This is a genomic window from Ottowia beijingensis (assembly GCF_042680925.1).
Taxonomy (GTDB): domain Bacteria; phylum Pseudomonadota; class Gammaproteobacteria; order Burkholderiales; family Burkholderiaceae_C; genus Ottowia; species Ottowia beijingensis.
In genome coordinates this window covers 210,526-235,705 of the sequence record NZ_JBHUEP010000005.1, presented here as the reverse complement: position 1 = coordinate 235,705, position 25,180 = coordinate 210,526, and the positions used below count along the sequence as shown (strand labels likewise).

The 25,180-nt window shown below is 66.4% G+C and carries 19 protein-coding genes and 1 riboswitch; of the genes, 13 read left to right on the top strand and 6 right to left on the bottom strand.

Annotated features, from left to right (window positions below):
• Nucleotides 1-44: 44 nt before the first annotated feature.
• The 5 genes from paaA (at nucleotide 45) to paaE (ending at nucleotide 4,069) form a co-directional block, all read left to right on the top strand.
• A complete protein-coding gene (paaA, locus tag ACFSCU_RS04520) occupies nucleotides 45-1,007 on the top strand; it encodes a 1,2-phenylacetyl-CoA epoxidase subunit PaaA (RefSeq protein WP_333706367.1) in 963 nt (320 codons plus the stop codon).
• 24 nt (nucleotides 1,008-1,031) lie between these two features.
• Nucleotides 1,032-1,334, top strand: a complete 303-nt coding sequence (paaB, locus tag ACFSCU_RS04515) for a 1,2-phenylacetyl-CoA epoxidase subunit PaaB (RefSeq protein WP_180550710.1) — start codon at nucleotides 1,032-1,034, stop codon at nucleotides 1,332-1,334.
• Nucleotides 1,334-2,218, top strand: coding sequence for a 1,2-phenylacetyl-CoA epoxidase subunit PaaC (paaC, locus tag ACFSCU_RS04510; protein ID WP_333706345.1), 885 nt, complete (start codon nucleotides 1,334-1,336; stop codon nucleotides 2,216-2,218). Before paaB ends, paaC begins: the two co-directional genes overlap by 1 nt.
• 72 nt (nucleotides 2,219-2,290) lie before the next feature.
• Nucleotides 2,291-2,848, top strand: a complete 558-nt coding sequence (paaD, locus tag ACFSCU_RS04505; RefSeq protein WP_377560020.1) for a 1,2-phenylacetyl-CoA epoxidase subunit PaaD — start codon at nucleotides 2,291-2,293, stop codon at nucleotides 2,846-2,848.
• 117 nt (nucleotides 2,849-2,965) lie between these two features.
• Nucleotides 2,966-4,069 (top strand): 1,2-phenylacetyl-CoA epoxidase subunit PaaE, encoded by a 1,104-nt coding sequence (gene paaE, locus ACFSCU_RS04500; protein WP_377560019.1) that lies wholly within the window; start codon nucleotides 2,966-2,968, stop codon nucleotides 4,067-4,069.
• A gap of 229 nt (nucleotides 4,070-4,298) precedes the next feature.
• Here the strand turns inward: paaE and ACFSCU_RS04495 are convergent, their stop codons facing one another.
• The 4 genes from ACFSCU_RS04495 to ahcY all read right to left on the bottom strand — a co-directional run bounded on the left by ACFSCU_RS04495 (nucleotide 4,299) and on the right by ahcY (nucleotide 8,214).
• Nucleotides 4,299-4,769 carry a septal ring lytic transglycosylase RlpA family protein gene (locus ACFSCU_RS04495; protein WP_180550709.1) on the bottom strand — a complete coding sequence of 157 codons (471 nt, stop codon included), beginning with the start codon at nucleotides 4,767-4,769 and terminating at the stop codon, nucleotides 4,299-4,301.
• 322 nt (nucleotides 4,770-5,091) lie between these two features.
• Nucleotides 5,092-5,925 (bottom strand): methylenetetrahydrofolate reductase [NAD(P)H], encoded by an 834-nt coding sequence (gene metF, locus ACFSCU_RS04490; RefSeq protein WP_180550708.1) that lies wholly within the window; start codon nucleotides 5,923-5,925, stop codon nucleotides 5,092-5,094.
• Nucleotides 5,922-6,719: a TlyA family RNA methyltransferase gene (locus ACFSCU_RS04485; protein WP_180550707.1), complete on the bottom strand. Its 798-nt coding sequence runs from the start codon at nucleotides 6,717-6,719 to the stop codon at nucleotides 5,922-5,924. The genes metF and ACFSCU_RS04485 overlap by 4 nt, the downstream gene beginning before the upstream one ends.
• 58 nt (nucleotides 6,720-6,777) lie before the next feature.
• Nucleotides 6,778-8,214, bottom strand: a complete 1,437-nt coding sequence (gene ahcY, locus ACFSCU_RS04480; RefSeq protein ID WP_333706352.1) for an adenosylhomocysteinase — start codon at nucleotides 8,212-8,214, stop codon at nucleotides 6,778-6,780.
• A 68-nt stretch (nucleotides 8,215-8,282) separates the two neighbouring features.
• Nucleotides 8,283-8,368, bottom strand: a riboswitch (S-adenosyl-L-homocysteine riboswitch).
• A 106-nt stretch (nucleotides 8,369-8,474) separates the two neighbouring features.
• Between ahcY and ACFSCU_RS04475 the strand changes: the two genes are divergently transcribed.
• The 6 genes from ACFSCU_RS04475 to ACFSCU_RS04450 all read left to right on the top strand — a co-directional run bounded on the left by ACFSCU_RS04475 (nucleotide 8,475) and on the right by ACFSCU_RS04450 (nucleotide 15,290).
• Nucleotides 8,475-10,100, top strand: coding sequence for a peptide chain release factor 3 (locus ACFSCU_RS04475; protein WP_377560018.1), 1,626 nt, complete (start codon nucleotides 8,475-8,477; stop codon nucleotides 10,098-10,100).
• Between the two features lie 2 nt (nucleotides 10,101-10,102).
• Nucleotides 10,103-12,103, top strand: coding sequence for a glycosyltransferase family 39 protein (locus tag ACFSCU_RS04470; protein ID WP_377560015.1), 2,001 nt, complete (start codon nucleotides 10,103-10,105; stop codon nucleotides 12,101-12,103).
• An 85-nt stretch (nucleotides 12,104-12,188) separates the two neighbouring features.
• Nucleotides 12,189-13,070 carry a class I SAM-dependent methyltransferase gene (locus tag ACFSCU_RS04465; RefSeq protein ID WP_377560013.1) on the top strand — a complete coding sequence of 294 codons (882 nt, stop codon included), beginning with the start codon at nucleotides 12,189-12,191 and terminating at the stop codon, nucleotides 13,068-13,070.
• A 22-nt stretch (nucleotides 13,071-13,092) separates the two neighbouring features.
• Nucleotides 13,093-13,440 (top strand): EamA family transporter, encoded by a 348-nt coding sequence (locus ACFSCU_RS04460; RefSeq protein ID WP_180550702.1) that lies wholly within the window; start codon nucleotides 13,093-13,095, stop codon nucleotides 13,438-13,440.
• 8 nt (nucleotides 13,441-13,448) lie between these two features.
• Nucleotides 13,449-14,438, top strand: a complete 990-nt coding sequence (locus ACFSCU_RS04455) for a glycosyltransferase family 2 protein (protein WP_180550701.1) — start codon at nucleotides 13,449-13,451, stop codon at nucleotides 14,436-14,438.
• Between the two features lie 48 nt (nucleotides 14,439-14,486).
• Nucleotides 14,487-15,290, top strand: coding sequence for an HAD family hydrolase (locus ACFSCU_RS04450; protein ID WP_377560011.1), 804 nt, complete (start codon nucleotides 14,487-14,489; stop codon nucleotides 15,288-15,290).
• On the opposite strand, the gene ACFSCU_RS04445 is transcribed toward ACFSCU_RS04450, so the two are convergent.
• A complete protein-coding gene (locus ACFSCU_RS04445; protein WP_257645781.1) occupies nucleotides 15,284-16,192 on the bottom strand; it encodes a tripartite tricarboxylate transporter substrate binding protein in 909 nt (302 codons plus the stop codon). The two genes, ACFSCU_RS04450 and ACFSCU_RS04445, sit on opposite strands and share 7 nt — an antisense overlap.
• Before the next feature lie 134 nt (nucleotides 16,193-16,326).
• On the bottom strand, nucleotides 16,327-22,707 hold the full coding sequence (locus ACFSCU_RS04440) for an excinuclease ABC subunit UvrA (protein ID WP_377560009.1): 6,381 nt from the start codon (nucleotides 22,705-22,707) through the stop codon (nucleotides 16,327-16,329).
• Between the two features lie 88 nt (nucleotides 22,708-22,795).
• Here ACFSCU_RS04440 and ACFSCU_RS04435 point away from each other — a divergent pair, with 88 nt between their 5' ends.
• Both ACFSCU_RS04435 and ACFSCU_RS04430 read left to right on the top strand, forming a co-directional pair.
• Nucleotides 22,796-24,643, top strand: a complete 1,848-nt coding sequence (locus ACFSCU_RS04435; RefSeq protein ID WP_377560007.1) for a putative nucleotidyltransferase substrate binding domain-containing protein — start codon at nucleotides 22,796-22,798, stop codon at nucleotides 24,641-24,643.
• A gap of 293 nt (nucleotides 24,644-24,936) precedes the next feature.
• Entirely contained in the window at nucleotides 24,937-25,086 is a 150-nt protein-coding gene (locus tag ACFSCU_RS04430; protein ID WP_377560005.1) for a hypothetical protein, read from the top strand.
• Nucleotides 25,087-25,180 lie beyond the last annotated feature (94 nt).

Genomic DNA, 25,180 nt, shown 5'->3' with positions numbered 1-25,180 from the left:
TTTCCGTGCCCGACGACGCCGACGCCAAGGCCGGCCTCAAGGCCGTGCCCAAGCCCGCTTCCGAGAACGACGCCGCGCTGATGGCGCAGTTCGAGGCGCGCATCGCCGCCGATGGCCGCATCGAGCCGCGCGACTGGATGCCCGAGGCCTACCGCAAGACCCTGGTGCGCCAGATCAGCCAGCACGCGCATTCCGAAATCGTCGGCATGCTGCCCGAGGGCAACTGGATCAGCCGCGCGCCCAGCCTGAAGCGCAAGGCCATCCTGATCGCCAAGGTGCAGGACGAGGGCGGCCACGGCCTGTACCTGTACAGCGCCGCCGAAACGCTGGGCACCAGCCGCGACGACATGCTGAATGCCCTGCACTCCGGCCGCGCCAAGTACAGCTCCATCTTCAACTACCCCACGCTGAACTGGGCCGACGTGGGCGTGATCGGCTGGCTGGTCGACGGCGCGGCGATCATGAACCAGATCCCGCTGTGCCGCTGCAGCTACGGCCCCTACGCGCGCGCCATGGTGCGCGTGTGCAAGGAAGAATCCTTCCACCAGCGCCAGGGCTACGAGGCCCTGCTGGTGATGATGAAAGGCAGCCAGGCCCAGCGCGACATGGTGCAGGACGCCGTGAACCGCACCTGGTGGAAGTGCCTGGCGATGTTCGGCCCGTCCGACAAGGACAGCATGCACTCCAGCGACGGCATGCGCTGGGGCATCAAGCGCATCAGCAACGACGATTTGCGCCAGAAGTTCATCGACGCCACCGTGCCGCAGGCCGCCGTGCTGGGCGTGACGCTGCCCGACCCCGAGCTGAAGTGGAACGAAGAACGCGGCCACTACGACCACGGCGAAATCGACTGGGACGAGTTCTGGCAGACCGTGAACGGCCACGGCCCCATGAACCGCGAGCGCCTGGCCACGCGCGTGAAGGCGCACGACGACGGCGCCTGGGTGCGCGACGCGGCGCTGGCCCATGCCGAGAAGCAGAGACAACGCGCGCTGAAAGCCGCGTAAGACAAACACCCCGGAGAACACACGATGAGCACCGCACAACCCGCCCTGAAAGACTGGCCGCTTTGGGAAGTCTTTGTTCGATCCAAGCAAGGCCTGGAGCACAAGCACTGCGGCAGCCTGCACGCCAGCGATGCGCAGCACGCGCTGCAGATGGCGCGCGACGTCTACACGCGCCGGCAGGAAGGCGTGTCGATCTGGGTCGTGCCCTCGCACCTGATCGCCGCCAGCGACCCGAGCGAGAAGGACCAGCTGTTCGAGCCGGCCAGCGACAAGATCTACCGCCACCCCACGTTCTACGAAATTCCTGAAGAAGTGGGGCACATGTGATGCACGCAGAATCGGATACGGCCCTGGCGCCCGCCAGAACAGCGCCAGCAGCTACAAAAAAGCAAGCGCCCATCGACTACCTGCTGCACCTGGCCGACAACGCCGTGGTGCTGGGCCAGCGCAACGCCGAATGGTGCGGCCACGCGCCGGTGCTGGAAGAAGACCTGGCCATGGCCAACAACAGCCTCGATTTGATCGGCCAGGCGCGCCTGCTGTACCAATATGCCGCCGAGCGGCTGAACGGCGACGTGCGCGCGCCGCGCGGCGCCACCTGGCCCGCTGGCGCGATCACCGAAGACACGCTGGCCTACTTCCGTGGCGACAGCGACTTCCGCAACTACGTGCTGCTGGAGCTGCCGCACCACACCGGCCTGGTGCCCGCCGCCGGCGGCGCGCGCGACTGGTCGGTGAGCATCGTGCGCAACTTCCTCTACAGCGCGCTGATGGTGCAGGTGTGGGAACGGCTGCAGCAGTCCACCGACGAGCATCTGGCCGCCATCGCCGCCAAGAGCCTGAAGGAAGTGCGCTACCACCTGCGCCATTCGCGCGACTGGTTGCTGCGCCTGGGCGACGGCACCGAGGAGTCGCAGCGCCGCGCGCAGGCCGCGCTGGATTACCTGCTGCCCTTCACCGAAGAGTTCTGGACCGCCAGCGCGCTGGAGTCCGAGGCGAATGCATCGGGCTCCGGCGTTGACGTGCCCAGCCTGCGCGCCGCGTGGCACCAGATGGTCGACGAAGCCATCGCCGAAGCCACGCTGAAGCGCCCGGCCGATGTGAAGCGCTATGTTCCCGAAGGCAAGCGCGGCGTGCATTCGGAATACCTGAGCTACCTGCTGGGCGAGATGCAGAGCCTGGCACGCGCGCATCCGGGAGCGACGTGGTGATCGTACGGTCGCATTTTGGCTGTTACTCCCTCGCCCCTCTGGGGAGAGGGTGGGGGTGAGGGGCGGCCTGCCATGCGCGACACATCACCCTCACCCCAACCCTCTCCCGCCCCGCGGGAGAGGGAGCCGGAGTTCGCGCCGCTCTGGCGCGCGCTCGACCAGCTGACCGACCCCGAGATCCCCGTCGTCACCCTGCGCGAGATGGGCATCCTGCGCGACCTGCGCCGCGGCGCCGACGGCCGCGTCGAGGTGGTCATCACTCCCACCTACAGCGGCTGCCCCGCCATGGACCAGATCGCCGACGACATCGGCGCCGTGCTGAAGGGCGCGGGCGTCGAAGGCCGCGTCGTCACCCAGCTCGCCCCCGCCTGGACCACCGACTGGATGACGCCCGAGGCGCGCGAGAAGCTGCGCGCCTACGGCATCGCGCCGCCCCAGTGCGGCACCCAGGCGCCGGGCGAGGCCGCGCTGCGGTTCGCGCCGCACGCCGCCGCCAAGGTCGAAGTGGCCTGCCCGCAGTGCGGCTCGGTCAACACCACCGAAACCTCGCATTTCGGCTCCACCGCCTGCAAGGCGCTGTACCGCTGCCTCGACTGCATGGAGCCGTTCGATTACTTCAAGAGGCTCTGACGCCCACCCTGAGTCGCGGCGCGCCTTCCCCCCAAGGGACGCGCGCAGCGGCCGGGCGAACCTCGCTTGGCATCCACCTCGTTCACATCCCAGAAGATTCCCAGGAGCGCTCACCCCATGTCTGTTCCTCGCTTCCACGATCTCACCGTCGCCCGCGTCAGCCCCGAGGCCGCCGGCTCGGTCGCCATCACCTTTGCGGTGCCGGATGATTTGCAGGAGTCGTTCAGTTTCCAGCCCGGCCAGTTCCTCACCCTGCGCACCACCATCGACGGGCAGGACGTGCGGCGCAACTACTCGATCTGCAGCACGCGCAGCCGCTACAGCCAGGCGAAGGAGCTGGAAGTGGGCATCCGCCCCATGGAAGGCGGCGTGTTCTCGAACTGGGCCGCCACGCAATTGAAAGCCGGCGACAAGCTGGCCGTGATGCCGCCCGATGGCCGCTTCACCATCAAGAAGCCGCGCGCGCTGCACCGCGTGGGCTTTGCGGCCGGCTCGGGCATCACGCCCATCCTGAGCATCATCGCCAGCACCATGGAAGAGTCGGACAGCGCCAAGTTCACCCTGGTGTACGGCAACCGCCGCATGAGCAGCGTGATGTTCAACGAGGCGCTGCAGGACCTGAAGGACAAGTACAAGAACCGCCTGACGCTGATCCACATCCTGTCGCGCCAGGCGCAGGAAGTGCCCATGCTGGAAGGCCGCATCGACGCCGCCAAGGTGCAGCAGCTGATCGACACGCTGCTGCCCGCCAGGAGCATGGACGAGGTGTTCGTGTGCGGTCCCGAGGCCATGATCGAGCAGGTTCAGACGGCGCTGAAGGCTGCCGGCGTGCCCGAAGACCGCATCTACAGCGAGCGTTTCACCTCACCCACGCTGGAGGCGCTGAGCACCGCCGCGCGCCGCGCCGCCGTCGAGCAGGCCGACCCGGAAGCACCGGCTGGCCAGGTGGATCTGACCGTGGTCATCGACGGCAAGCAGCACGAGCTGAGCATGCGGCGCGACCAGCACGTGCTGGACGTGGCGCTGTCGGCGGGGCTCGATCTGCCCTATTCCTGCAAGGCCGGTGTGTGCTGCACCTGCCGCGCCAAGGTGCTGGATGGCAGCGTGAGCATGGACAAGAACTTCACGCTGGAAGAAGCCGAGATGGCGCAAGGCTTCGTGCTGAGCTGCCAGGCGCGGCCGACCACCGACAGGCTGACGGTGAGCTACGACGAGCGCTGATCTGATCGCGCCGCGGCGCAGCCCACGGCGGCGGCCGAAAAGAGGAGCACACCCCTTCTGCAAGAGGGGGGAACCTCTCAAATTTTTCTGATGCTGAAAAAAGGCGCTGGCGCCCTGTCAACGGGCGCCAGCAGCTTCTTTTTTGATACCGCGAAGCCGCGCCAAATGGCTATCGCTTGTTCTGGCACTGTGCGGCGTGCCAGGGCTGCGCGGCAGGGCACCGGAGCCGTCAGGTATCGCCGCCTGCCGCCACCAGCTCGCCGCCTGCGCGCGCCGGGCGCACTTCGCGCAGCACCACGGCGTCGTGGCCGCGGCCCTTCATGCCCAGGGCCTTGGCGGCGGCCTTGCTCAGGTCGATCACGCGGCCCTTGATGAACGGGCCGCGGTCGTTAATGCGCACCACCACTTCCTTGCCGGTGCGCGGGTTGTGCACCAGCACGCGGGTGCCGAAGGGCAGGGTCTTGTGCGCGGCGGTCAGCTCGTGCATGTCGAACTTCTCGCCGTTGGCCGTCAGGCGGCCGTGGAAGCCCGGCCCGTACCACGAGGCCATGCCACGCCCCAGGTCGCGCCCGCCACGCAGGCCCAGGGCCGGGCGCTGCGGTTCGACCAGGCCTTGCGCGCCATCGCCCGACGCGGCTTCGCGCGCGCCCGCATCGCCGCCCAACCGCGCCCTGAAGCCGGTGTAGTTGGGGCAACGCATGTCGTGCACGGCCTTGGCCGAAGAGCAAGGCTCGGAGAGAGCGGATGATGTGGAAGCGTTCAGGCTCACCGTCTGGGCCGCCAGGGGCCCTGCTGCCAGCCACAGCATGCCCACACACAACAAGCGGGCTGCCGGCAGACGGTGTGCACTTCCCGAAACCGGCACGCCGCGCAAGCGGGCGCCGGGAGAGGTGTCCCGTAACATGGGGGCGGATTTTACCGGCGCAGCCGGCCCAGCGCATGTTTCAAGCTGTCGCAGCGGCGTCTTTTAGACACGAAAGTCCAGAAAACGCCGCTTTATTCAAACCATCTTCGTATAAAGCTCAATCGCAGCGCCCGAGCCGCCGGCACACCTCCAGCGTGGCCACCGACTGGTTCAGCGTGTAGAAGTGCAGGCTGGGCGCGCCGCCGGCGCGCAGGCGCTCGCACAGCGCGGCCACCACGTCGGCGCCGAAATCCTTGATGGCCGCCGCGTCGTCGCCGAAGGCCTGCAGGCGCAGGCGAATCCAGCGCGGCACCTCGGCGCCGCAGGCGTCGGAAAAGCGCAGCAGCTGCGTGGAATTGGTGATGGGCATGATGCCCGGCACGATGGGCGTGTCGACGCCGCGGCGGCGCAGCTCGTCCACATAGCGGAAGTAGGCGTCGGCGTTGAAGAAGTACTGCGTGATGCCCACATCGGCCCCGGCGCGCACCTTGGCGGCGAAGGCGTCGATGTCGGCCTCGGGCGAGCGGGCCTGCGGGTGGTACTCGGGGTAGGCGGCGACGGCCAGCTTGAAGTGCTCGCCCGTTTCGGCGCGGATGAAGGCCACCAGGTCGCTGGCGTAGCGGAACTCGCCGCCGCTGCCATAGCCGCTGGGCAGGTCGCCGCGCAGCGCCACGATGCGCTTGACGCCCGCGGCCTGGTAGGTCGCCAGGCGCTGGCGGATCGACGCCTGCGTCTGGCCGATGCACGACAGGTGCGGCACGCCGTGCTGGCCTTCGCCGACGATCTCGCGCACGGTGTCCAGCGTGCCCTCCTGCGTCGAGCCGCCGGCGCCGAAGGTGACGGAGCAGAAGTCGGGCGCCAGCGCATACAGCTTGCTGCGCACCACGCGCAGCTTTTCGGCGCCTTCGGGCGTCTTGGGCGGAAAGAATTCAAGGCTGATCGGGAAACTCATGTCTGGGTCACTGAAATGGCCGCCGCAGCGGCATGAATGAAGAACTCGCGGTTGCCGTCGCCACCGGCAATGGGGCTGGGCAGCCAGTGCCGCACGGCGAGGCCCGCCTCGGCACACGCCGCGCGCAGGCGTTGCTCGACCTGGGCGTACCGCGCCGCATCGCGCACGATGCCGCCCTTGCCGATGTCGGCCGGCTGCAACTCGAACTGCGGCTTGACCAGCAGCAGCAGATGCCCGCCGGGCTTGAGCAAGGGCGCCAGCGCCGGCAGCACCAGCGTGAGCGAGATGAAGGACAGGTCGCCGACGATCAGGTCGAAATCCGAGCCAAATCGGCCTTCAGCGCCCGTCCCACCTGCGCCAGCAGCTATCAATTGAGAAGCGACCAGATGCCGTGCGTTGACGCCTTCCAGCACCCGCACCCGCGCATCGCCACGCAGGCGCGGGTGCAGCTGGCCGTGGCCCACGTCCACGCCCACCACGCTGGCCGCGCCGTGCTGCAGCAGGCAGTCGGTGAAGCCGCCGGTGGACTGGCCCACGTCAAGGCCATGCCAGCCGGTGACTTGAAGCCCGGTGGCACGCAGCGCGCCCTCCAGCTTGAGCCCGCCGCGCGAGACGTAGCGCGCTTCGGCGGCGTCGAGCAACTCGACCTCGGCGTGCGGCGGCAGCTCGTCGCTCTTGGCCAGCGTCTTCCAGCCACTGGGCGACAGCCAGCGCGCACCGGCCGCGATCAGGCGCTGCGCCTGGCTGCGGCTGGCGGCCAGGCCGCGTTCGACGAGCCACTGGTCGGCACGCACGGATTACAAGGCAAATCGGCATCCAGCGCCCGCGCACCAAGCGCAGGCAGCTATCAACTCAATAGCGGTAGGTGTCCGGCTTGTACGGCCCCTGCTTGGGCACGCCGATGTAGCGTGCCTGCTCGGGCGTCAGCTCGGTGAGGTTCGCGTTCAGCTTGGCCAGCTGCAGGCGCGCCACCTTCTCGTCCAGGTGCTTCGGTAAAACGTAGACCTGGCCCACGGCGTACGAATCAGGCCGCGTGAACAGCTCGATCTGCGCGATGGTCTGGTTGGCGAAGCTGCTGCTCATCACGTAGCTCGGGTGTCCAGTGGCGCAGCCCAGGTTCACCAGGCGGCCCTTGGCCAGCAGGATGATGCGCTTGCCGTCCTTGAAGATCACGTGGTCAACCTGCGGCTTGATCTCTTCCCACTTGCACTTTTCTTCGAGGCCAGCCACGTCGATCTCGTTGTCGAAGTGGCCGATGTTGCAGACGATGGCCTGGTCCTTCATGGCCTTCATGTGCTTGTAGGTGATGACGTCCTTGTTGCCGGTGGCGGTGACGAAGATGTCGGCCAGCGGCGCGGCCTCTTCCATGGTCACCACGCGGTAGCCTTCCATGGCGGCCTGCAGCGCGCAGATGGGGTCGATCTCGGTCACCCACACCTGGGCGCTCAAGGCGCGCAGCGCCTGCGCGCTGCCCTTGCCCACGTCGCCATAGCCGCACACCACGGCGATCTTGCCGGCCACCATCACGTCGGTGGCGCGCTTGATGCCGTCGACCAGCGATTCACGGCAGCCGTACAGGTTGTCGAACTTCGACTTGGTGACGCTGTCGTTGACGTTGATGGCGCGGAACAGCAGCGTGCCGGCAGCGCTCATCTCCTTCAGGCGGTGAACACCGGTGGTGGTCTCCTCGGTCACGCCGAGCACTTCAGCGCTCTTGCGGCTGTACCAGGTGGCGTCTTCCTTCAGCTTGGCCTTGATGGCGGCGAACAGCACCTTTTCTTCTTCGCTCTTCGGGTTGGCCAGCACCTTGGGGTTGGTCTCGGCCTGCTGGCCCAGGTGCAGCAGCAGCGTGGCGTCGCCGCCGTCGTCCAGAATCATGTTGGGGCCTTCGCCCTTCGCGCCCTTCTTGCCGAATTCGAAGATGCGGTGCGTGTAGTCCCAGTAGTCCTTCAGCGACTCGCCCTTGATGGCGAACACCGGCGTGCCGGCGGCGGCAATGGCGGCGGCGGCGTGGTCTTGCGTGCTGAAGATGTTGCACGAGGCCCAGCGCACGTCGGCGCCCAGCGCCTGCAGCGTCTCGATCAGCACGGCGGTCTGGATCGTCATGTGCAGGCTGCCCGTGATGCGTGCGCCCTTCAGCGGCTTTTTCTTGGCGAATTCCTCGCGGATCGCCATCAGGCCGGGCATCTCGGTCTCGGCGATGGCGATTTCCTTGCGGCCCCAGGCGGCCAGGTTGATGTCGGCAATGGCCGAATCGGCGGCCACGGGGTTTTTCAGGGGGGCGTTCATGGTTTGCTCCAAAGGCGATGCATTTGAAAAAACCACTGACGGGATGAAAAAACTCACCACACGCGATCAGTGGGTGAGCGTCGTTGCGAAGAAATCGGCTTCCGAGCCTCACGCCTGGCTGCACTGTGCAGGCGCTGCAACGCTCCTCGGAAAGGCCGCGATTATAGCGGCGGCGTGCATTTTCGGGCGTTGAGCGGGCGATAATTCACCGTTTGCGCGCCGCCCGCCCGGGCTGCACTGCGCGCCCGGAGTTTTCTGCCTTGACCCACGCCGCCGAAACGCGCCGCCGCCGCACCTTCGCCATCATTTCCCACCCCGACGCCGGCAAGACGACGCTGACGGAAAAGCTGCTGCTGTTCTCCGGCGCCATCCAGATCGCCGGCGCCGTGAAGGGCCGCAAGGCCAGCCGCCACGCCACCAGCGACTGGATGGAGATCGAGAAGCAGCGCGGCATCTCGGTCGCGTCGAGCGTGATGCAGATGGTGTACCGCGACCACGTCATCAACCTGCTGGACACGCCCGGCCACAAGGACTTCAGCGAGGACACCTACCGCGTGCTGACGGCGGTGGACAGCGCGCTGATGGTGATTGACGCCGCCAACGGCGTGGAGACGCAGACGCGCCGCCTGATCGAGGTCTGCCGCCAGCGCGACACGCCCATCATCACCTTCGTCAACAAGATGGACCGCGAGGTGCGCGACCCGCTCGACATCCTGGATGAAGTGGAGCGCGAACTGGGCATGCCCTGCGTGCCCATGACCTGGCCGGTGGGCCAGGGCAAGCGCTTCGGCGGCATCATCAACCTGCGCACGCAGGCCATGACGGTGTTCCAGGCGGGCAGCGAGAAGCGCCCGGAGGACTTCGAGGTGATTCCGCTGGCCGAGCGCGACCGGCTCGTCGCCCGCTTCGGCGATGCCTTTCTCGCCGCCGAGGAAAGCATGGAACTGGCCGTGGGCGCCTCGCCCGCGTGGGACCATGAGGCCTTTCTGGCCGCCAAACAGACACCGGTGTTCTTCGGCTCGGGCGTCAACAACTTCGGCGTGATGGAAGTGCTGGACGCACTGGTCGACATGGCGCCGCCGCCGCGTCCGCGCACCAGCCACGCGCTGGTCAATCGCCAGGTGCAGGAGCAGGTGATCCAGCCCGAGGACAAGACCTTTGCCGGCGTCGTCTTCAAGGTGCAGGCCAACATGGACGCCAACCACCGCGACCGCATCGCCTTCGTGCGCGTGGCCAGCGGCAAATACACGCCGGGCATGAAGCTGAAGGTGCAGCGCACGGGCAAGGAACTGCGACCGACCAGCGTCGTCACCTTCCTGAGCCAGCGGCGCGAGGCCGTGGATGAAGCCTACGCGGGCGACATCATCGGCTTCACCACGCACGGCGGCGTGCAATTGGGCGACACCATCACCGACGGCGCCAACCTGCAATTCACCGGCCTGCCCTTCTTCGCGCCCGAGATGTTCATGACCGTGGTGCTGAAGAACCCGCTGCGCACCAAGCAGCTGCAGCAGGGCCTGGCACAGCTGGGCGAGGAAGGCGCGATCCAGGTCTTCAAGCCCGATGCCGGCGGCAACATGATGCTGGGCGCCGTGGGACAGCTGCAGTTCGAGGTGGTGCAGCACCGCCTGAAGACCGAGTACGACTGCGACGTGCGCCTGGAAGGCAGCCAGTACACCGGCGCCCGCTGGATCACGGCCGACACCCCGGCCGAGCTGCGCGAGTTCGAAAACGCCTACCCCCTGCGCATGGCACACGATGCGGCGGATGCGCTGGCCTACCTGTGCACCTCCCCCTACGACGTGCGGCTGGCGCAGGAACGCTTTCCCAAGATCCACTTTCATCCGCTGCGGGAGCATGCGGGGTTGGCGTTGCAGGCGGGCTGACCATGAATACGACGTACGCACGTGATCGCCGCTGGCACATGGCATGGCTTGTTCCGGTGCTGGTGCTGGCGGCCATTCGCTTGGCGGAAATCTGGGGCCGACCGACGCCCCATGACGCGGTATATACCTACTTGCCCGCAGCCCAGCGCCTCACCACCGAAGGGCTTGCCTTCTTTCTGGACCCCGAAAGCTACCGCATGGCGCCGCTGGCCTACATCTGGCCGGCCTTGTGGCAGTTCGATCAGGATGCGATACGGCTGGCCAACGTGGCGCTGTTTCTGGCTTCCGCAGCCATGTTGTGGCGCACCGCCGATCTGCTGGGCGGTACGCGCGCGGCATTGCTGACGGCAGCCTTGTTCGCGCTCCATCCCGAGTTGCGGGAATACTTTGTGGCCGAGTGGACGGAACCGTTCTATGTCGCCGGCGTGTCCGCACTGTTTCTCGCCAGCGCCCGATTGATCCTGGGAACGCCCCAGCCTCACCGCTGGATCGCGCTGGGTGCCTTCGGGCTTTCCATGACGCTGCTCGGGCGACCCGCGCTTCAGCTGATGGCACCTGCGATGCTGGTGATGTGCCTGGTCATCGCCTGGTGGCCCTCAATGCGTTCGACCGCGGCGCACGGCGTAGCGCAGCAGCTGGCGTTGATGATTGCGCTCGGCCTCGTTCCGGCGCTCATCGTGGTTGTGAAGAACGGAGTGCTCTTCGGACTGTGGGGTATCGCGACGGGGTCTGGCACTAGCCTGTATCTGGGATTGAATCCCATCAGCCAGGGCACCGAACCCGCCTATTACGGCCTTGACTACGACGTCAATGCGCTGGCCGGGTTAGCCCCTGGCACCCATGGCGACCACCTCCACTTAGCAACTGACCGCTTCCTGCGCAATATTGCGATGGAAACATTGAGCAGCTACACATGGTCGGATCGTCTGGTGTTTTTTGCGCGCAAAGCATGGTGGTGGCTGTTCCATCATCCCGTCGCACTCGCGGTCTCGGGCAATGAGTTGCGTGGCATACGCGTGTTCGAGCTGTTCAGCATCGCTAGCGCCATTCTGGTCACGGGAGGACTGTGGTTACGTCAAGGCAGGAAGCGTTTTTTTCAGCAGTTTGCGCCAGCAGCCATGTCCAACGGCGAAGACCCGGTCGCCATGGGAAGACGTCGCGCCATCGCAGCGGGTCTGCTGTTACTGGGGATGCTGGGCCTGCTCGCACAGTTCCTGCCGGTGCTTTACAACAGTCGTTACAGCACAGGCTTGCTTGAGCCTTGGCTGTGCGTGTTGACCGGCGTCAGCTGGGCGCTGATGAGCCGCTTTCTCGGGGCGGAAAAGGTGCGCGATGACGCTGGCGTGCAGTGGCGCCTGGTCGCACGCGGCATGCATGGCCCCGCCATTTCGAGCAAGGTGTTGGCCCTGGTCCTGATCCTGTCGGCCGCTCTTCTGCTGGCGCACCCTCGCCGTATCGAACGCGTGTCGATGGACCCGCTTCCGCAAGACATGCCGACCACACTCCTGGCCAGGGTTGATGCCACCGCCGGCATCGCCACCACGAACATCTCCCGCGTCGATGCAACCTCATGGCGACTGCTCGAGCGGCCGGGCGCGCTGGTATTTCCCATGACACCTTCTGCTGAAGTCACCTCCCGGCGTGCGGTGAGCGACAACGCCCTGTGGCGCTTGCGCTTCGCGGTCCGGCCACCGGATGGAAAGAAGTGCCGTTACGCGGAGGTCGGCTTTACCGCACCCCAGGAAAATCGGATGCTGGCATCGCCCCAACTGAATGTGGTCGGAGATGGCAAGATGCATGAATACGTGATCCACGCCACACAGGATCTCCGCCCCGCAGGGCCGGGAGACCTCAGAATCGCGTACGTCTGTCCGGTGGGGACCGTCGTCACATGGGGCGGCGGCGAAATGGTGAAACCGGAAGTCACTGATCGCTGGCGCGCACTGGTACTCCCCGACACAGGCCGCCAGCCTTCATATACACCTTCACCCTCCCCAAGATAAGCAGCCGTACCCCCATCAGTCACGAACAATAGCGCCCTTCGCATCACGGCGACAACAAAGCAACTCCTGCTCAATAAGCCCCAAAATGACAACATCGACCATAACCCAATGCGCTGCTTGTGGCGCAGCGATGAGACCTGGTCTTTTCGAATGGCATTTCGTATGCAACCATTGCAAATTCGAAAAATCCTCTCTGACGCCGAAAATAAATGAAATCGATGCAATGGATGAATCGGCGCGGCTCACGGCACTCAAAAAACTTCGTCAGGCCAATTTTGCGACACTGCTGAATTGGCTTGACCATCAATATCCATCGGAGCTTCAGACACGCCCCTTACTGCTGGAGGTCGGATGTGCTCATGGCTGGTTCATGGAGCAAGCACAGAAAAGATATGATGTTGAAGGCATCGAGCCAGACAAGGCGATTGCCAGCGCGACCAGCGCCAAGGGCTTGCGCGTGAGACAAGGTTTTTTCCCCGATGTACTCAACGATGCGGATGTTTTTGATATCATCATTTTCAATGATGTTCTGGAGCATATTCCAGACGTTCAGTCAACGTTGAGAAGTTGCCACGACCACCTATCTCAGCATGGGCACGTGGTCGTCAATGCCCCGGACAGCCAAGGAATAATCTATCGGCTTTCCAAATTGATGGCGCGCCTGGGTCAATCTGCACCGTTTGAGAGAATGTGGCAAGTGGGTCTTCCGTCACCTCACTTATATTACTTCGATACACAATCCATAACTAGGCTTGCGACCTCCACAGGCTTTGAAGTCGAGGCGCTCACTGCACTACCCAGCATAGAAAAAACGGGCCTCACGGAACGCATCCATTACGCGGGAAGCACCTCAAAGATCCAATCGATCATAATGGCCTTCTGTATAAGAATGCTGCTCCCATTGATCAGGATGTCACGACCAGATATCCGCGTCTGGCTGCTGAGAAAGCAGGAACCAGGTCGCTGAGCAAAGAATCATTGGCGTTCACATGAATTACGCCCTCTACCTTTACATGGTCGTCTGTGTGGCGGGAATGTCGATTGGTCAGCTTCTGTTCAGAAAGGCAGCCCTCTCTATCAGTTCCTTTTCGCCTGCAGGTTTGCTGTTGAATGGCTGGTTTTTGTTGGCTGTCGGCCTTTATGGCATTACAACGCTGGGGTGGGTGTGGATCCTGCGTCAAGCGCCGCTGGCCCTTGCCTATCCTTTCATGAGTCTGGCCTTCCTGATCGTTCCCTTGCTGGCTTGGCTATTCCTGGGTGAGCCCCTGCACTGGCATACCGTAGCTGGAGGCGCCCTGATCATGGCCGGCGTGGTCCTGGCTTCTCTCGGCAGCTAGGCTTGAAAATGACACGCATCGCCGTCACCATCCCCAGCTACAAGGTCCGCGCCCAGGTGCTCGACGTGATCGCGCGTATACCACTGCAGGTGCAGCGCATCTATGTCGTGGACGACAAGTGCCCGCAGCAGAGCGGCCTCTTCGTTCAGCAGCACTGCACTGACCCGCGCGTGCGCGTGATCTTCCACGAAGAAAACCAGGGCGTCGGCGGTGCTGTGCGCATGGGCTACCGCGCGGCGCTGGAAGAGGGCATGGACATCGTCGTCAAGGTGGATGGCGACGGGCAGATGGACCCGGCGCTGATTCCACACTTCACACGACCGATCGAGCGCGGCAAGGCGGACTACACCAAGGGCAATCGCTTCTATCGACCGGAATCGCTCAAGGGCATGCCGCCGATCCGGCTGTTCGGCAACGCGGCGCTGTCGTTCATCAACAAGCTCAGCACGGGTTACTGGTCGATCATGGACCCGACCAACGGCTACACGGCCATCCACACCGCCGTGTTGCGCGAACTGCCCTTGCACAAGCTCGAGCAACGGTACTTCTTCGAGACCGACATGCTCTACCACCTCAACACCATTCGCGCCGTGGTGCACGACGTGCCCATGGACGCGGTGTATGCGGACGAGGAGTCGAGCCTGAAGGTATCCAAGGTGTTGCCCGAGTTCATGCTCAAGCACATCAACCGCTTCTTCAAGCGCTATGTCTACCTTTATCTGCTGCGTGACTTCAACCTGGGCAGCCTGTACAGCCTGCTGGGCGTGGCGCTGTGCGTGCTGGGCGTGCTGTTCGGCGGCTGGCACTGGCTGCGCAGCCTGTCGACCGGCGCGCCGGCCACCAGCGGTACGGTGATGCTGGCCGCGCTGCCGCTGATCATCGGCATCCAGTTCATCATCGCGTTCCTGCACCACGACGTGGAGCATGTGCCGACCGAGCCGCTCAGCAACGATCTTGCAGAGCTGGACGACGATCGCTTTTCGCCGCCCAAGGCCTGAGCGCGCCTTCAGCCTTCGGCCCATGCTGCCCTGCCACGGACGCACTCGTTGATCCCGCTCCATCAACTCGCACCGGGAGCCTGGTCGCAGGTCCTTGGCGTGTTCACCGACATCGACGACACGCTCACCAGCGACGGCGCCATCACGCCCGATGCCTTGGCCGCACTGCATGGACTGAGCGCGGCGGGACTGACGGTAATCGCCGTGACGGGGCGACCTGTCGGCTGGAGCGAACCCTTCGCGCTGAGCTGGCCGCTGCGGGCCATTGTGGCTGAAAACGGCGCTGTAGCCTTGCTGAATCAGCGCGGCAAGCTATCGAAAATATATCAACAGGACGAACATCGACGGGCAACCAACTTTGCCCGCCTGCAGCGCGCGGCGGCTCGCGTGCTGCAGGAGGTGCCCGGCACGATGCTGGCGCGAGACTCTGCCGGACGGGAAACCGACATCGCCATCGACCACAGCGAGTTCACCCACCTGTCCGAAGCGCAGATCGAGCAGGTCGTGGCGGTGATGCAGGACGAAGGGCTGAACGCCACCGTCAGCAGCATCCACATCAACGGCTGGATCGGTGAGCACGACAAGTGGCAGGGCGCGTGCTGGATCGCGCGCGAGTTGCTGGGCATCGATCTGCCGGCCGACATCGACCGCTGGGTGTACGTGGGCGACTCCACCAACGATCAGCGCATGTTCGAGCACTTCCCGCACAGCGTCGGCGTGGCCAACATCCGGCGCTTCGAGGAACAGTTGCGCTTCAAGCCGCGCTACGTGACAGCAGGCGAGCGCGGCGCGGGATTTGCCGAAGTGGCGCAGCGCCTGCTGGCTGATCACTCCGCCAACAGCCCTCACTGAGGTTTGGCCAAACCGAGTTGTTCGATCAGCGTCTTCTCGCGTGCGAAGGTGTCCTGCGCGAACTGGCGGTATTGCGCTGACGACATGTAGATCGGCACCATGTCGTAGCGGTGCAGCGCATCGACGTAGGCGGGTTGCTCCATCGCCGTCTTGAAGGCGTCGTGAAGGCGCTTGACCACGGCTTCGGGCGTGTTCTTGGGCGCGCCAATGCCGAACGGCGAGTTCTGCACGATGTCGTAGCCCAGTTCCTTCAGGGTCGGTGCGTCCGAGAACTTGGCCAGGCGTTTGTCGCCCCAGGTGTTGAGCACGCGCAACTTGCCCGCCTCGACTTGCGGCGCGAAGCCGGTGGAGTCGCTCGCGGCCATCAGGTGCCCGCCCAGCAGGGCCTGCATCAGGTCGGCGCTGCCCTTGTAGGGCACGTGCAGTAGCTTGATATCAGCCTTCTGCGCCACGTGCTCCATCGTCAGATGCGGGCTGGTCAGGTTGCCGGCGGAGCCATAGCTCAGCTTGCCGGGGTTGGCCTTGGCGTACGCAACGAAGTCACCCCAGCTCTTGAGTGGCGAAGCCGTGGGCACGACCACGCCAAACGCGTAGCCGGTGACGTTGATGACGTAGCTGATGTCCTTGACCGGATCCCAGGTCATCTTCGTGGTGTACGGCAGGCGGAAGATGCTCTGTGGAATCTGTGCCAGCGTGTAGCCATCGGCGGGGGCCGACTGCAGGGCCTGCGCTGGCAGCGAGCCACCGGCGCCCGGCTTGTTGTCGACGATCACCGGCTGGCCCAGCACCTTGCTTGCGCCCTCGGCCAGCGCGCGCATGGTGATGTCGGTGGGCCCGCCCGCCGGGAAGGCGATGACCAGCTTGATCGGCTTGTTGGGAAAGGCCTGCGCCGATGCGGGCAAGGCTCACGCGCTGCACAGCGTGGCGGACATGAGGGCAATGAGTTGACGACGATGCATGGTGTTTGTCTCCTGTCGAGGCCACTATTGAACCCGATCGGCGCCCCATGCGCCAGACACCGTCAGTCGCGCAGAAGTCACCCCCTCGACAGCACCGGCGCCAGCGCCTGCCCGGTGTGCGTACCCGCGCGCACCACGTCCTCGGGCGTGCCGGCGGCCACCAGCTGGCCGCCGCCATCGCCGCCTTCAGGGCCCAGGTCGATGATCCAGTCGGCCTCGGCGATCAGGTCGAGGTCGTGCTCGATGACGACCACGCTCTGGCCGCCATCGAGCAGGCGGTGCAGCACGCGGATGAGCTTTTCCACGTCCTGCATGTGCAGGCCCACCGTAGGTTCGTCGAGCACGTACAGGGTGTGCGGCGCCTTCTGGCCGCGGCGGCCGACGTCGTCGCGCACCTTGCTGAGCTCCGTGACGAGCTTGATGCGCTGCGCCTCGCCGCCGCTCAGCGTGGGCGACGGCTGGCCGAGCGTGAGGTAGCCCAGGCCCACGTCCTTGAGCAGTTGCAGCGGGTGCGCGATGGCGGGCATGCTGGCGAAGAATTCAACTGCTTCATCGACTTCCATCTGCAGCACGTCGCCGATGTTCTTGCCGCGCCAGGTGACGGCCAGCGTCTCCGGGTTGAAGCGCGCGCCATGGCAGACCTCGCACGGCACCTTCACGTCGGGCAGAAAGCTCATGGCAATGGTGCGCACGCCCTGCCCTTCGCACGATGGGCAGCGGCCGTCGCTGGTGTTGAAGCTGAAGCGCCCGGGGCCGTAGCCGCGCGCCTTGGCCTCCAGCGTGTCGGCGAACAGCTTGCGCACCGTGTCCCAGAAGCCGATGTAGGTGGCGGGGCAGCTGCGCGGCGTCTTGCCGATGGGCGTCTGGTCGACTTCGAGCACGCGGTCGATACTCTCGAAGCCGCGCAGGCCGGTGCAGCCGACCAATGCGGGCGCCTTGCCGGCGTCCATGGCCTCGCGCCCCGCCTTGGTGGCGCGCTGGCCCACCCAGGCTGCCACGTTGGTCAGCAGCACGTCGCGCGCCAGCGTGGACTTGCCCGAGCCGCTGACGCCCGTCACCGCGACCAGGCGCTTGAGCGGCACCGCCACGTCGACGTCGCGCAGGTTGTGCAGGTGGGCGCCCAACAGGTGCAGCCAGCTCGCCGGCGCATCGGCGGAGTGGCTCCCTCGCCCCTCTGGGGAGAGGGCTGGGGTGAGGGGCTGGGCCGCTTGGCTGACCGCCTTCCTTGACTTGGCGCGCTGGCCCTCACCCCCACCCTCTCCCGCCTGCGGGAGAGGGGGTAAGACCACGCGGCGAGGTTGCATCGGATGCCGCATGGCGTCGCGCAGATAGCGCCCGGTGGCCGAATCCGCCGCGGCCTCCAGGTCAGCCGCCGTGCCCTCGGCCACCAGCCGGCCGCCGCGCACGCCGGCGCCGGGGCCGATGTCGATCAGGTGCTCGGCGCGGCGGATGGTGTCCTCGTCGTGCTCGACCACCACCAAGGTGTTGCCCTTGTCGCTCAGCGTGTGCAGCGCATCGAGCAGGATGCGGTTGTCGCGTGCATGCAGTCCGATGGTCGGCTCGTCGAGCACGTAGCACACGCCCTGCAGGTTGCTGCCCAGTTGCGCCGCCAGGCGGATGCGCTGCGCCTCGCCGCCGCTGAGCGTGGGCGCGCCGCGATCCAGCGTGAGGTAGCCCAGGCCGACCTGTTCGAGGAAGTCGAGGCGGCCCTTGATCTCGGGGATCAGGTCGCGCGCGATGTCGGCGTCACGGCCTTCCAGCGCCAAGCCGTCGAACCAGGCGCGCAGGTCGCGCACGCTCAGATGGGCGAGTTGGGTGATGGAAACGCCACCCTCACCCCTGCCCCCGGATCGGGTCCGGGGCAGGCTCTCTCCCGCAGGCGGGAGAGGTGGCAAATTCGTGAGCACTCCACTGCGGTGAGGTGCGTCACTGTCTTGCTCCCTCGCCCCTCTGGGGAGAGGGTGGGTGTGAGGGGCCGGCGGCGCGTCTTGTAAACCGGGTGGCCCCCCTCCCTGCCTCCCCCCAGCGGGGGGAGAAGCGAAGAGCAGCACCGCGCGCGCCACCGGATTCAGCCGCGTGCCCTGGCAGGTGGGGCATACCGCATCGCCCACGTCCTCCACCTCGGGTTCGGCGAAAGTCTGCTCACGGCCCTTCTGATCGTCGGCCAGCACCGAGTCGTCCAGCGCCTTGCGCTGCTCGCGCGTCAGCTTCACGCCCGTGCCCACGCAGTCGGGGCACCAGCCGTGCTTGCTGTTGTACGAGAACAGGCGCGGGTCCAGCTCGGCATAGCTGGTGGCGCACACCGGGCAGGCGCGCTTGGTCGAGAACACTGCCACCTGGCCGATGCGTGCCGTGGGCTGGCCAGTCTCCATCGCGTTGCGCAGCCCGGCGATGTCGTGCAGCACGTGCACCACGCCCTTGCCGTGCTCCAGCGCACGCGCCAGCGATTCGCGCAGCTGCACCTCGTTGCCGGGTGTCACCTGCAGGCTCATCACCGGCAACTCGATGGTGTGTTCCTTGAAGCGGTCGATGCGCGGGAAGTTCGTCGTCGGCAGGAATTCGCCATCGACGCGCAGGTGCGTGAAGCCGCGCGGGCGCGCCCAGTCGGCCAGTTCGGTGTAGACGCCCTTGCGGCCCACCACCAGAGGCGCCAGCAGGCCGATGGTCTGGCCACGGAAGCGCGTGAGGATCTGCGCCGCAATGCGCTCGGGCGTCTGCGGCTGCACGGCAGCGCCGTCGTGCACGCAGTGCTGCACGCCCAGCTTGACGTAGAGCAGGCGCAGGAAGTGCCACACCTCCGTCGTCGTGCCCACCGTGGACTTGCGCCCGCCGCGCGACAGGCGCTGCTCGATGGCCACCGTGGGCGGAATGCCGTAGACCGCGTCCACCTCCGGCCGGCCCGCCGGCTGCACGATGGAGCGCGCGTAGGCGTTGAGCGATTCGAGATAGCGCCGCTGCCCTTCGTTGAACAGGATGTCGAAGGCCAGCGTGCTCTTGCCCGAGCCGCTGACGCCGGTGATGACGTTGAACTTGCCGCGCGGGATGTCGACGCTGAGGTTCTTCAGGTTGTGTTCGCGGGCATGGACGATTTCAATGTTTTCGGCCTTGGGCGCTGGTGCAGTCGGCGCGGGCAGCTCCGCTTTATAGAGCGCCTTCGCTTCCTGCACCGCGTGCCCGCCCTCGCCCAGCGCCTGCGCATAGGCGCGCAGCGCCGCGCCGGTGTGCGACGTGGGGTGCTGCGCGAGGTCGTCGGGTGTGCCCTGCGCCACCACCTGGCCACCGGCGTCGCCGCCTTCGGGGCCGAGGTCGATCAGCCAGTCGCTGGCGCGCATCACGTCCAGGTTGTGCTCGATCACCACCAGCGAGTGCCCAGCGTCGAGCAGCTTGCGCAGCGCGCGCATCAGCTTGGCGATGTCGTCGAAGTGCAGGCCGGTGGTCGGCTCGTCGAACAGGAACAGCGTGCCCTTCTTCGCGGTGGGTTGGCGGCTGGCGGTTGTACTCTTGGCCGCCTCGGCCAGGAAGCCGGCGAGCTTCAGGCGCTGCGCCTCGCCGCCGCTGAGCGTGGGCACGGGCTGGCCGAGCTTCACGTAGTCGAGGCCGACATCGACGATGGGCTGCAAGGCGCGGATCACGTCGCGGTCTTGCGCGAACAACTGCGCGGCCTCGGCGACCGTCAGGTCGAGCACGTCGGCGACGTTGAGCGCCCGCGTGCGGCGGGCCAGAAAATTGGGGTCGGATTCCGATTTCCCATCAGCGGCGGCGGACAAGCGATCCGCTGCGCCCTGAAAATCGGAATCCGACCCCAGTTTTCTTAAAGGGCGCTCGATGGTGACCTCCAGAATTTCGGGCCGGTAGCGCTTGCCGTCGCAGTCGGGGCAGCGCAGGTACACGTCGCTCAGGAACTGCATCTCGACATGCTCGAAGCCCGAGCCGCCGCACGTCGGGCAGCGCCCGTCACCGCTGTTGAAGCTGAACTTGGCCGCCGTGTAGCTGCGCTGCCGGGCGAGCGGCGCGGCGGCGAACAGGGAGCGGATCGCATCCCACGCACCGACGTAGCTGACAGGGTTGGAGCGCGCCGTCTTGCCGATGGGCGACTGGTCGACGAACACCACGTCGGCCAGTTGTTCGGCGCCCAGCAGGCGGTCGTGCGCGCCGGGTGATTCGGTGGCCTTGCCGAAATGCCGCAGCAGCGCGGGCGCCAGCACGTCCTGGATCAGCGTGGACTTGCCCGAGCCGCTGACGCCCGTCACGGTGACCAGACGCTGCAGCGGAAATTCGACGCTGACGTGCTTCAGGTTGTGCTCGGTCGCGCCTTCGAGGATCAGGCGCGGCGTGTTGGCCGCCACCAGCCGCGAGAAGCCGAGGCCGATGGACTTGCGCCCGCCCAGGTAGGCGCCGGTCAGCGTGTCGGCACTGCGCAGTTCATCGGGCGTGCCGTCGAACACGATGCGCCCGCCCTGCGCGCCGGGACCGGGGCCGAAGTCGAGCACGCGGTCGGCAGCCAGCATCACGGCGGGGTCGTGCTCCACCACCACCAGCGTGTTGCCGGCATTCTTGAGCCGCTGCATGGCCTGGGTGATGCGGTCCATGTCGCGCGGGTGCAGGCCGATGCTGGGCTCGTCCAGCACGAACAGCGTGTTGACCAGCGAGGTGCCGAGTGCCGTGGTCAGGTTGATGCGCTGCACCTCGCCGCCGCTGAGGGTGCGGCTCTGGCGGTCGAGCGTGAGGTAGCCGATGCCGACTTCGCACAGGTATTTCAGGCGCGTGCCGATCTCGTCGAGGATCAGCTTGAGGGCCTGGGCGTCGGCGCTGCGCGCGCCCTCACCCCTGCCCTCTCCCGCCAGCGGGAGAGGGGGAAAGAACGCGACGTCAGCCTCGTCGGATTCGGTTGTGGCTCCCTCGCCCCTCTGGGGAGAGGGCTGGGGTGAGGGGCTGCGTGCGTCCACGGTAAGCGAGGTTTGCCCCCACCCCAACCCTCCCCCAGCGGGGGAGGGCGTTGAGGCGTCCAGCGCGTCGAAGAAACGCCGAAGCCGCTCCAACGGCAGCAGCATCAGGTCGTGCAGGCTCAGGCCCGGCAGGCTTTCCAGCTGCGCGCGCGACCAGCCCACGCCCACCGGCATGAAGCGTTGCGAAGGCGGCAGCACCGCATCGGCATCCGCCTTGCTGCCCACGCGCCACAGCAGGCTTTCCAGCTCCAGCCGCGCACCGCCGCACGCCGGGCAGGTGGTGTAGCTGCGGTACTTCGACAGCAGCACGCGGATGTGCATCTTGTACGCCTTGCTCTCCAGGTACTGGAAGAAGCGGCGGATGCCGTACCACTGCTTGTTCCAGTTGCCTTCCTTGAAGTTGGGCGTGCCTTCGATCACCCAGTGCTTCTGCTCGGGCGTGAGCTTGTTCCACGGCGTGTCGCGCGGGATGCCGGCGGCCTCGGCGTGGCGCATCAGGTCGTCCTGCGCCTCGCGCCAGGCCGGTGTCTGGATGGGTTTGACGGCGCCCGCGCGCAGCGTCAGGCGCTCGTCGGGAATCACCAGGCCCCAGTCAACCCCGATCACCCGCCCGAACCCGCGGCAGCTGTCGCACGCGCCCACGGCCGAGTTGAACGAGAACATCGACGGGATCGGGTCGGCGTAGCGGATATTGCTCTCGGGGCAGTGCAGGCCGGTGGAGAACTTCCACAGCACCGACGCCGGGTTATGAGCCAAATCGGCCTCCGGCGCCCGTCCATCGGGCGCCAATAGCTCCTGATTTGGTAGCGAATATACCCCCATGCGACCGCCGCCACGCTTGAGCGCGACCTCGATCGCCTCGATTACCCGCGCGCGCTCGGCGCCGGCGATGCGAAAGCGATCGGCCACCACGTCCAGAACTTTCTTTCCTTCGCGCTCGCGCTCCGCCTGCACGCGCGTGAAGCCGCTGGCGGACAGCCATTGCTGCACTTCGTCGGCGCTGGTGCCGGCCGGCAGTTCGACGGCGAAGGTGACGACAAGCCGGGGATCGCCGGCCGCGGCGGCGCGCGCCAGCATCTCCGCATAGATCGAATCCGCGTTGTCGTGCCGCACCGGCAGCGCTGTCTCGCGGTCGAACAACTGGCCCGCACGCGCAAACAGCAGCTTCAGGTGGTCGTTCAGCTCCGTCATCGTGCCGACCGTCGAGCGCGACGAGCGCACCGGGTTGGTCTGGTCGATGGCAATCGCCGGCGGCACGCCCTCCACCTTGTCCACCGCCGGCTTGTCCATGCGGTCGAGGAACTGGCGCGCGTAGGCGCTGAAGGTCTCGACGTAGCGGCGCTGCCCCTCGGCGTACAGCGTGTCGAACACCAGGCTGGACTTGCCTGAGCCGCTGGCGCCTGTGACCACCGTCATCTCGCCGGTGCGGAGGTCGAGGTCCAGGTTCTTCAGGTTGTGCTGGCGCGCGCCGCGGATGCGGATCAGGCCGGTGTCGGTGGGCTTGGGGTTCATTCGGGGCTCGGATGGCGGGGGCTCTGCCACAATGGGCCAGGCATTGTCAGCCCCCTGTGCGGCTCGGTCTTCAACCAGAGTATCTGTGATGCAAGCTTCCGAAATACAAGCCCTGATGACGACGCACCGCGTGTTCGGCGCCCTGCCCGACGGCACGCGCCAGGCGCTGGCCAGCCAGGCGCAGGTGCAGGCCTTTCAAGCCGACGACATCGTGCTGGCCGAAAGCGAGCTGCCCGAGCGCCTGGGCTGGCTGCTGGCCGGCAGCGTGGCGCTGACCGACCCTGAGGCCGGCTGGCGCTGGCCGCTGCAGCCGGGCGAGCTGTTCGGCGCCGGCGCGCATCCCACCGATGCCGGCCACCCCCTGCACGCGGTGGCCGTCGCGCCCAGCCAGGTGCTGTTCATCGACAGTGCGGCGCTGGTGCAGGCGGCGCAGGCGCAGCCAGTACTGGCGATGCTGTTGCCGACGCTGCCGCGCAGCGCCAATGCAGCGGCGCCCAACGCCCCCGCGCCGTCGGGCAACGTGATGACGGCGCCGATCAGCAGCCTGATCAGGCGCGCGCCGGTGCAGATCGACCGTGCCGACAGCATCCTCGACGCCGCGCGCCGCATGGCCGACGAGCGCGTGTCGTCCATCCTGCTGACGCAGGGCGACCAGCTGTTCGGCCTGGTGACCGACCGCGACCTGCGCACGCGCGTGCTGGCCGCCGGCGTCGACCCGGCGCGGCCGGTGGCCGACATCGCCACGCTGGCGCCGCTGACGCTGCAGAAGCACCAGTCCATCTTCGAGGCCATGGTGCTGATGGCGCGGCAGAACATCCACCACGTGCCGGTGCTCGACGGCACCCGCGTGGCCGGCATGGTGACCGCCACCGACCTGAATCAGCAGCAAAGCACCTCGGCGGTGTACCTCACCGGCGACATCTACCGCCAGCCCGACCTGGCCGGCCTGGTGGCCTGCAGCCTGCGCGTGAAGGACCTGCAGAGCAGCCTGGCCAAGGCCGAGACCAGCGCCTACAGCACCGGCATCATCATGACCTCGGTCACCGACGCCTTCACAGTGCGCCTGATCCAGCTGGCCGAGCAACAGCTGGGCCCGGCGCCGGTGGACTACTGCTGGGTGGCCGCCGGCTCGCAGGCGCGCATGGAGCAGACGGCGCGCTCCGACCAGGACAACTGCCTGGTGCTGTCCGACGACTACCGGCCGGCGCAGCATGGCGAGTATTTCCGCGCCTTCTCCAAGTTCGTCTGCGACGGACTGGACGCCTGCGGCTACGTGCACTGCCCGGGCGAGATGATGGCCATGACCGACCAGTGGCGCCAGCCGCGCAGCCGCTGGAACGCCTATTTCGCCGAATGGACCGATCAGCCCGAGCCCATGGCGCTGATGCTGACCTGCGTGTTCTTCGACCTGCGCGCCGTGCACGGCCACGCCGAGCTGCTGCACGGCCTGCGGCGCGACATGCTGCAGCGCACCAAGGGCAACAGCCTGTTCCTGGCGCACATGGTGGTTAACGCGCTCAAGCACCGGCCGCCGCTGGGCCTGTTCGGGCAGATCGCCGTCACGCGCGGCGGCGAGCACCGCGGCACCATCGACCTGAAGCACAACGGCATCGTGCCCATCGTCGACCTGGCGCGCAACTACGCGCTGGCCGGCGGGCTGGATGCGGTGAACACGCAGGACCGGCTGGCCGCCTCGGCCCAGAGCGGCGAAGTCAGCGCGCAGGCCGCGCGCGACCTGGGTGATGCGCTGGAGTTCATCAGCGCGCTGCGCATCGCGCACCAGACGCGCCAGATCGCCGCCGGCCAGGCGCCCGACAACTTTCTGCGGCTGGACGAGCTGTCCAGCTTCGAGCGCGGCACGCTGAAGGACGCGTTCGGCGTGGTGCAGCAGATGCAGGCGGTGCTGGGGCAGCGCTACTACGGCGGACGCGGCTGAGCCCGCTTCACCCATATACTCCCCAGGCACCTACCTGCCGGCGCCCTATTGACGGTCATTGCACACACATACTCCCTACAAGCATAGAGCAGGAAACATCCGCCCACCCAGCCTCATGCGGATTTGCTTTCAATCATGCTTGACCATCAAGAAGCCTCAGACGAGGCGCGGATCGCACCGGCTGTGTGGGAGCGGGCTTGCCCGCGATCAAGCCTTGATTGCGACGAGACGCCTCATCGCGGGCAAGCCCGCTCCCACAACGCTGTCTGATTCCATTTCCCGATCGAAACGACATGAAGCTCGTCATTCCGGCGAAAGCCGGAATCCAGACGACGCGCGCGCCGAGCGCATGGATCCCGGCTTTCGCCGGGATGACGATGGCTAACGTCTTGAGGTGGAAACGGAATGAGACCGGTTGCTCATCAAGCAACCATGGCGAATGACAAATGACTTCGCTGCGCTCCAATGACCAAGACGTCGTTCGTCCTTGGTCATGCGGTGCCAGCCGCGGTCATCGGTCATTGGGCATCGTCTTGA

Coding starts and splice junctions, on each gene's coding strand:
- paaB (WP_180550710.1), top strand. CDS start 1,032: ATGAGCACCGCACAACCCGCCCTGAAAGACTGGCCGCTTTGGGAAGTC.
- paaC (WP_333706345.1), top strand. CDS start 1,334: ATGCACGCAGAATCGGATACGGCCCTGGCGCCCGCCAGAACAGCGCCA.
- paaD (WP_377560020.1), top strand. CDS start 2,291: ATGCGCGACACATCACCCTCACCCCAACCCTCTCCCGCCCCGCGGGAG.
- paaE (WP_377560019.1), top strand. CDS start 2,966: ATGTCTGTTCCTCGCTTCCACGATCTCACCGTCGCCCGCGTCAGCCCC.
- ACFSCU_RS04495 (WP_180550709.1), bottom strand. CDS start 4,769: ATGCGTTGCCCCAACTACACCGGCTTCAGGGCGCGGTTGGGCGGCGAT.
- metF (WP_180550708.1), bottom strand. CDS start 5,925: ATGAGTTTCCCGATCAGCCTTGAATTCTTTCCGCCCAAGACGCCCGAA.
- ahcY (WP_333706352.1), bottom strand. CDS start 8,214: ATGAACGCCCCCCTGAAAAACCCCGTGGCCGCCGATTCGGCCATTGCC.
- ACFSCU_RS04470 (WP_377560015.1), top strand. CDS start 10,103: ATGAATACGACGTACGCACGTGATCGCCGCTGGCACATGGCATGGCTT.
- ACFSCU_RS04465 (WP_377560013.1), top strand. CDS start 12,189: ATGACAACATCGACCATAACCCAATGCGCTGCTTGTGGCGCAGCGATG.
- ACFSCU_RS04460 (WP_180550702.1), top strand. CDS start 13,093: ATGAATTACGCCCTCTACCTTTACATGGTCGTCTGTGTGGCGGGAATG.
- ACFSCU_RS04455 (WP_180550701.1), top strand. CDS start 13,449: ATGACACGCATCGCCGTCACCATCCCCAGCTACAAGGTCCGCGCCCAG.
- ACFSCU_RS04440 (WP_377560009.1), bottom strand. CDS start 22,707: ATGAACCCCAAGCCCACCGACACCGGCCTGATCCGCATCCGCGGCGCG.
- ACFSCU_RS04435 (WP_377560007.1), top strand. CDS start 22,796: ATGCAAGCTTCCGAAATACAAGCCCTGATGACGACGCACCGCGTGTTC.
- ACFSCU_RS04430 (WP_377560005.1), top strand. CDS start 24,937: ATGAAGCTCGTCATTCCGGCGAAAGCCGGAATCCAGACGACGCGCGCG.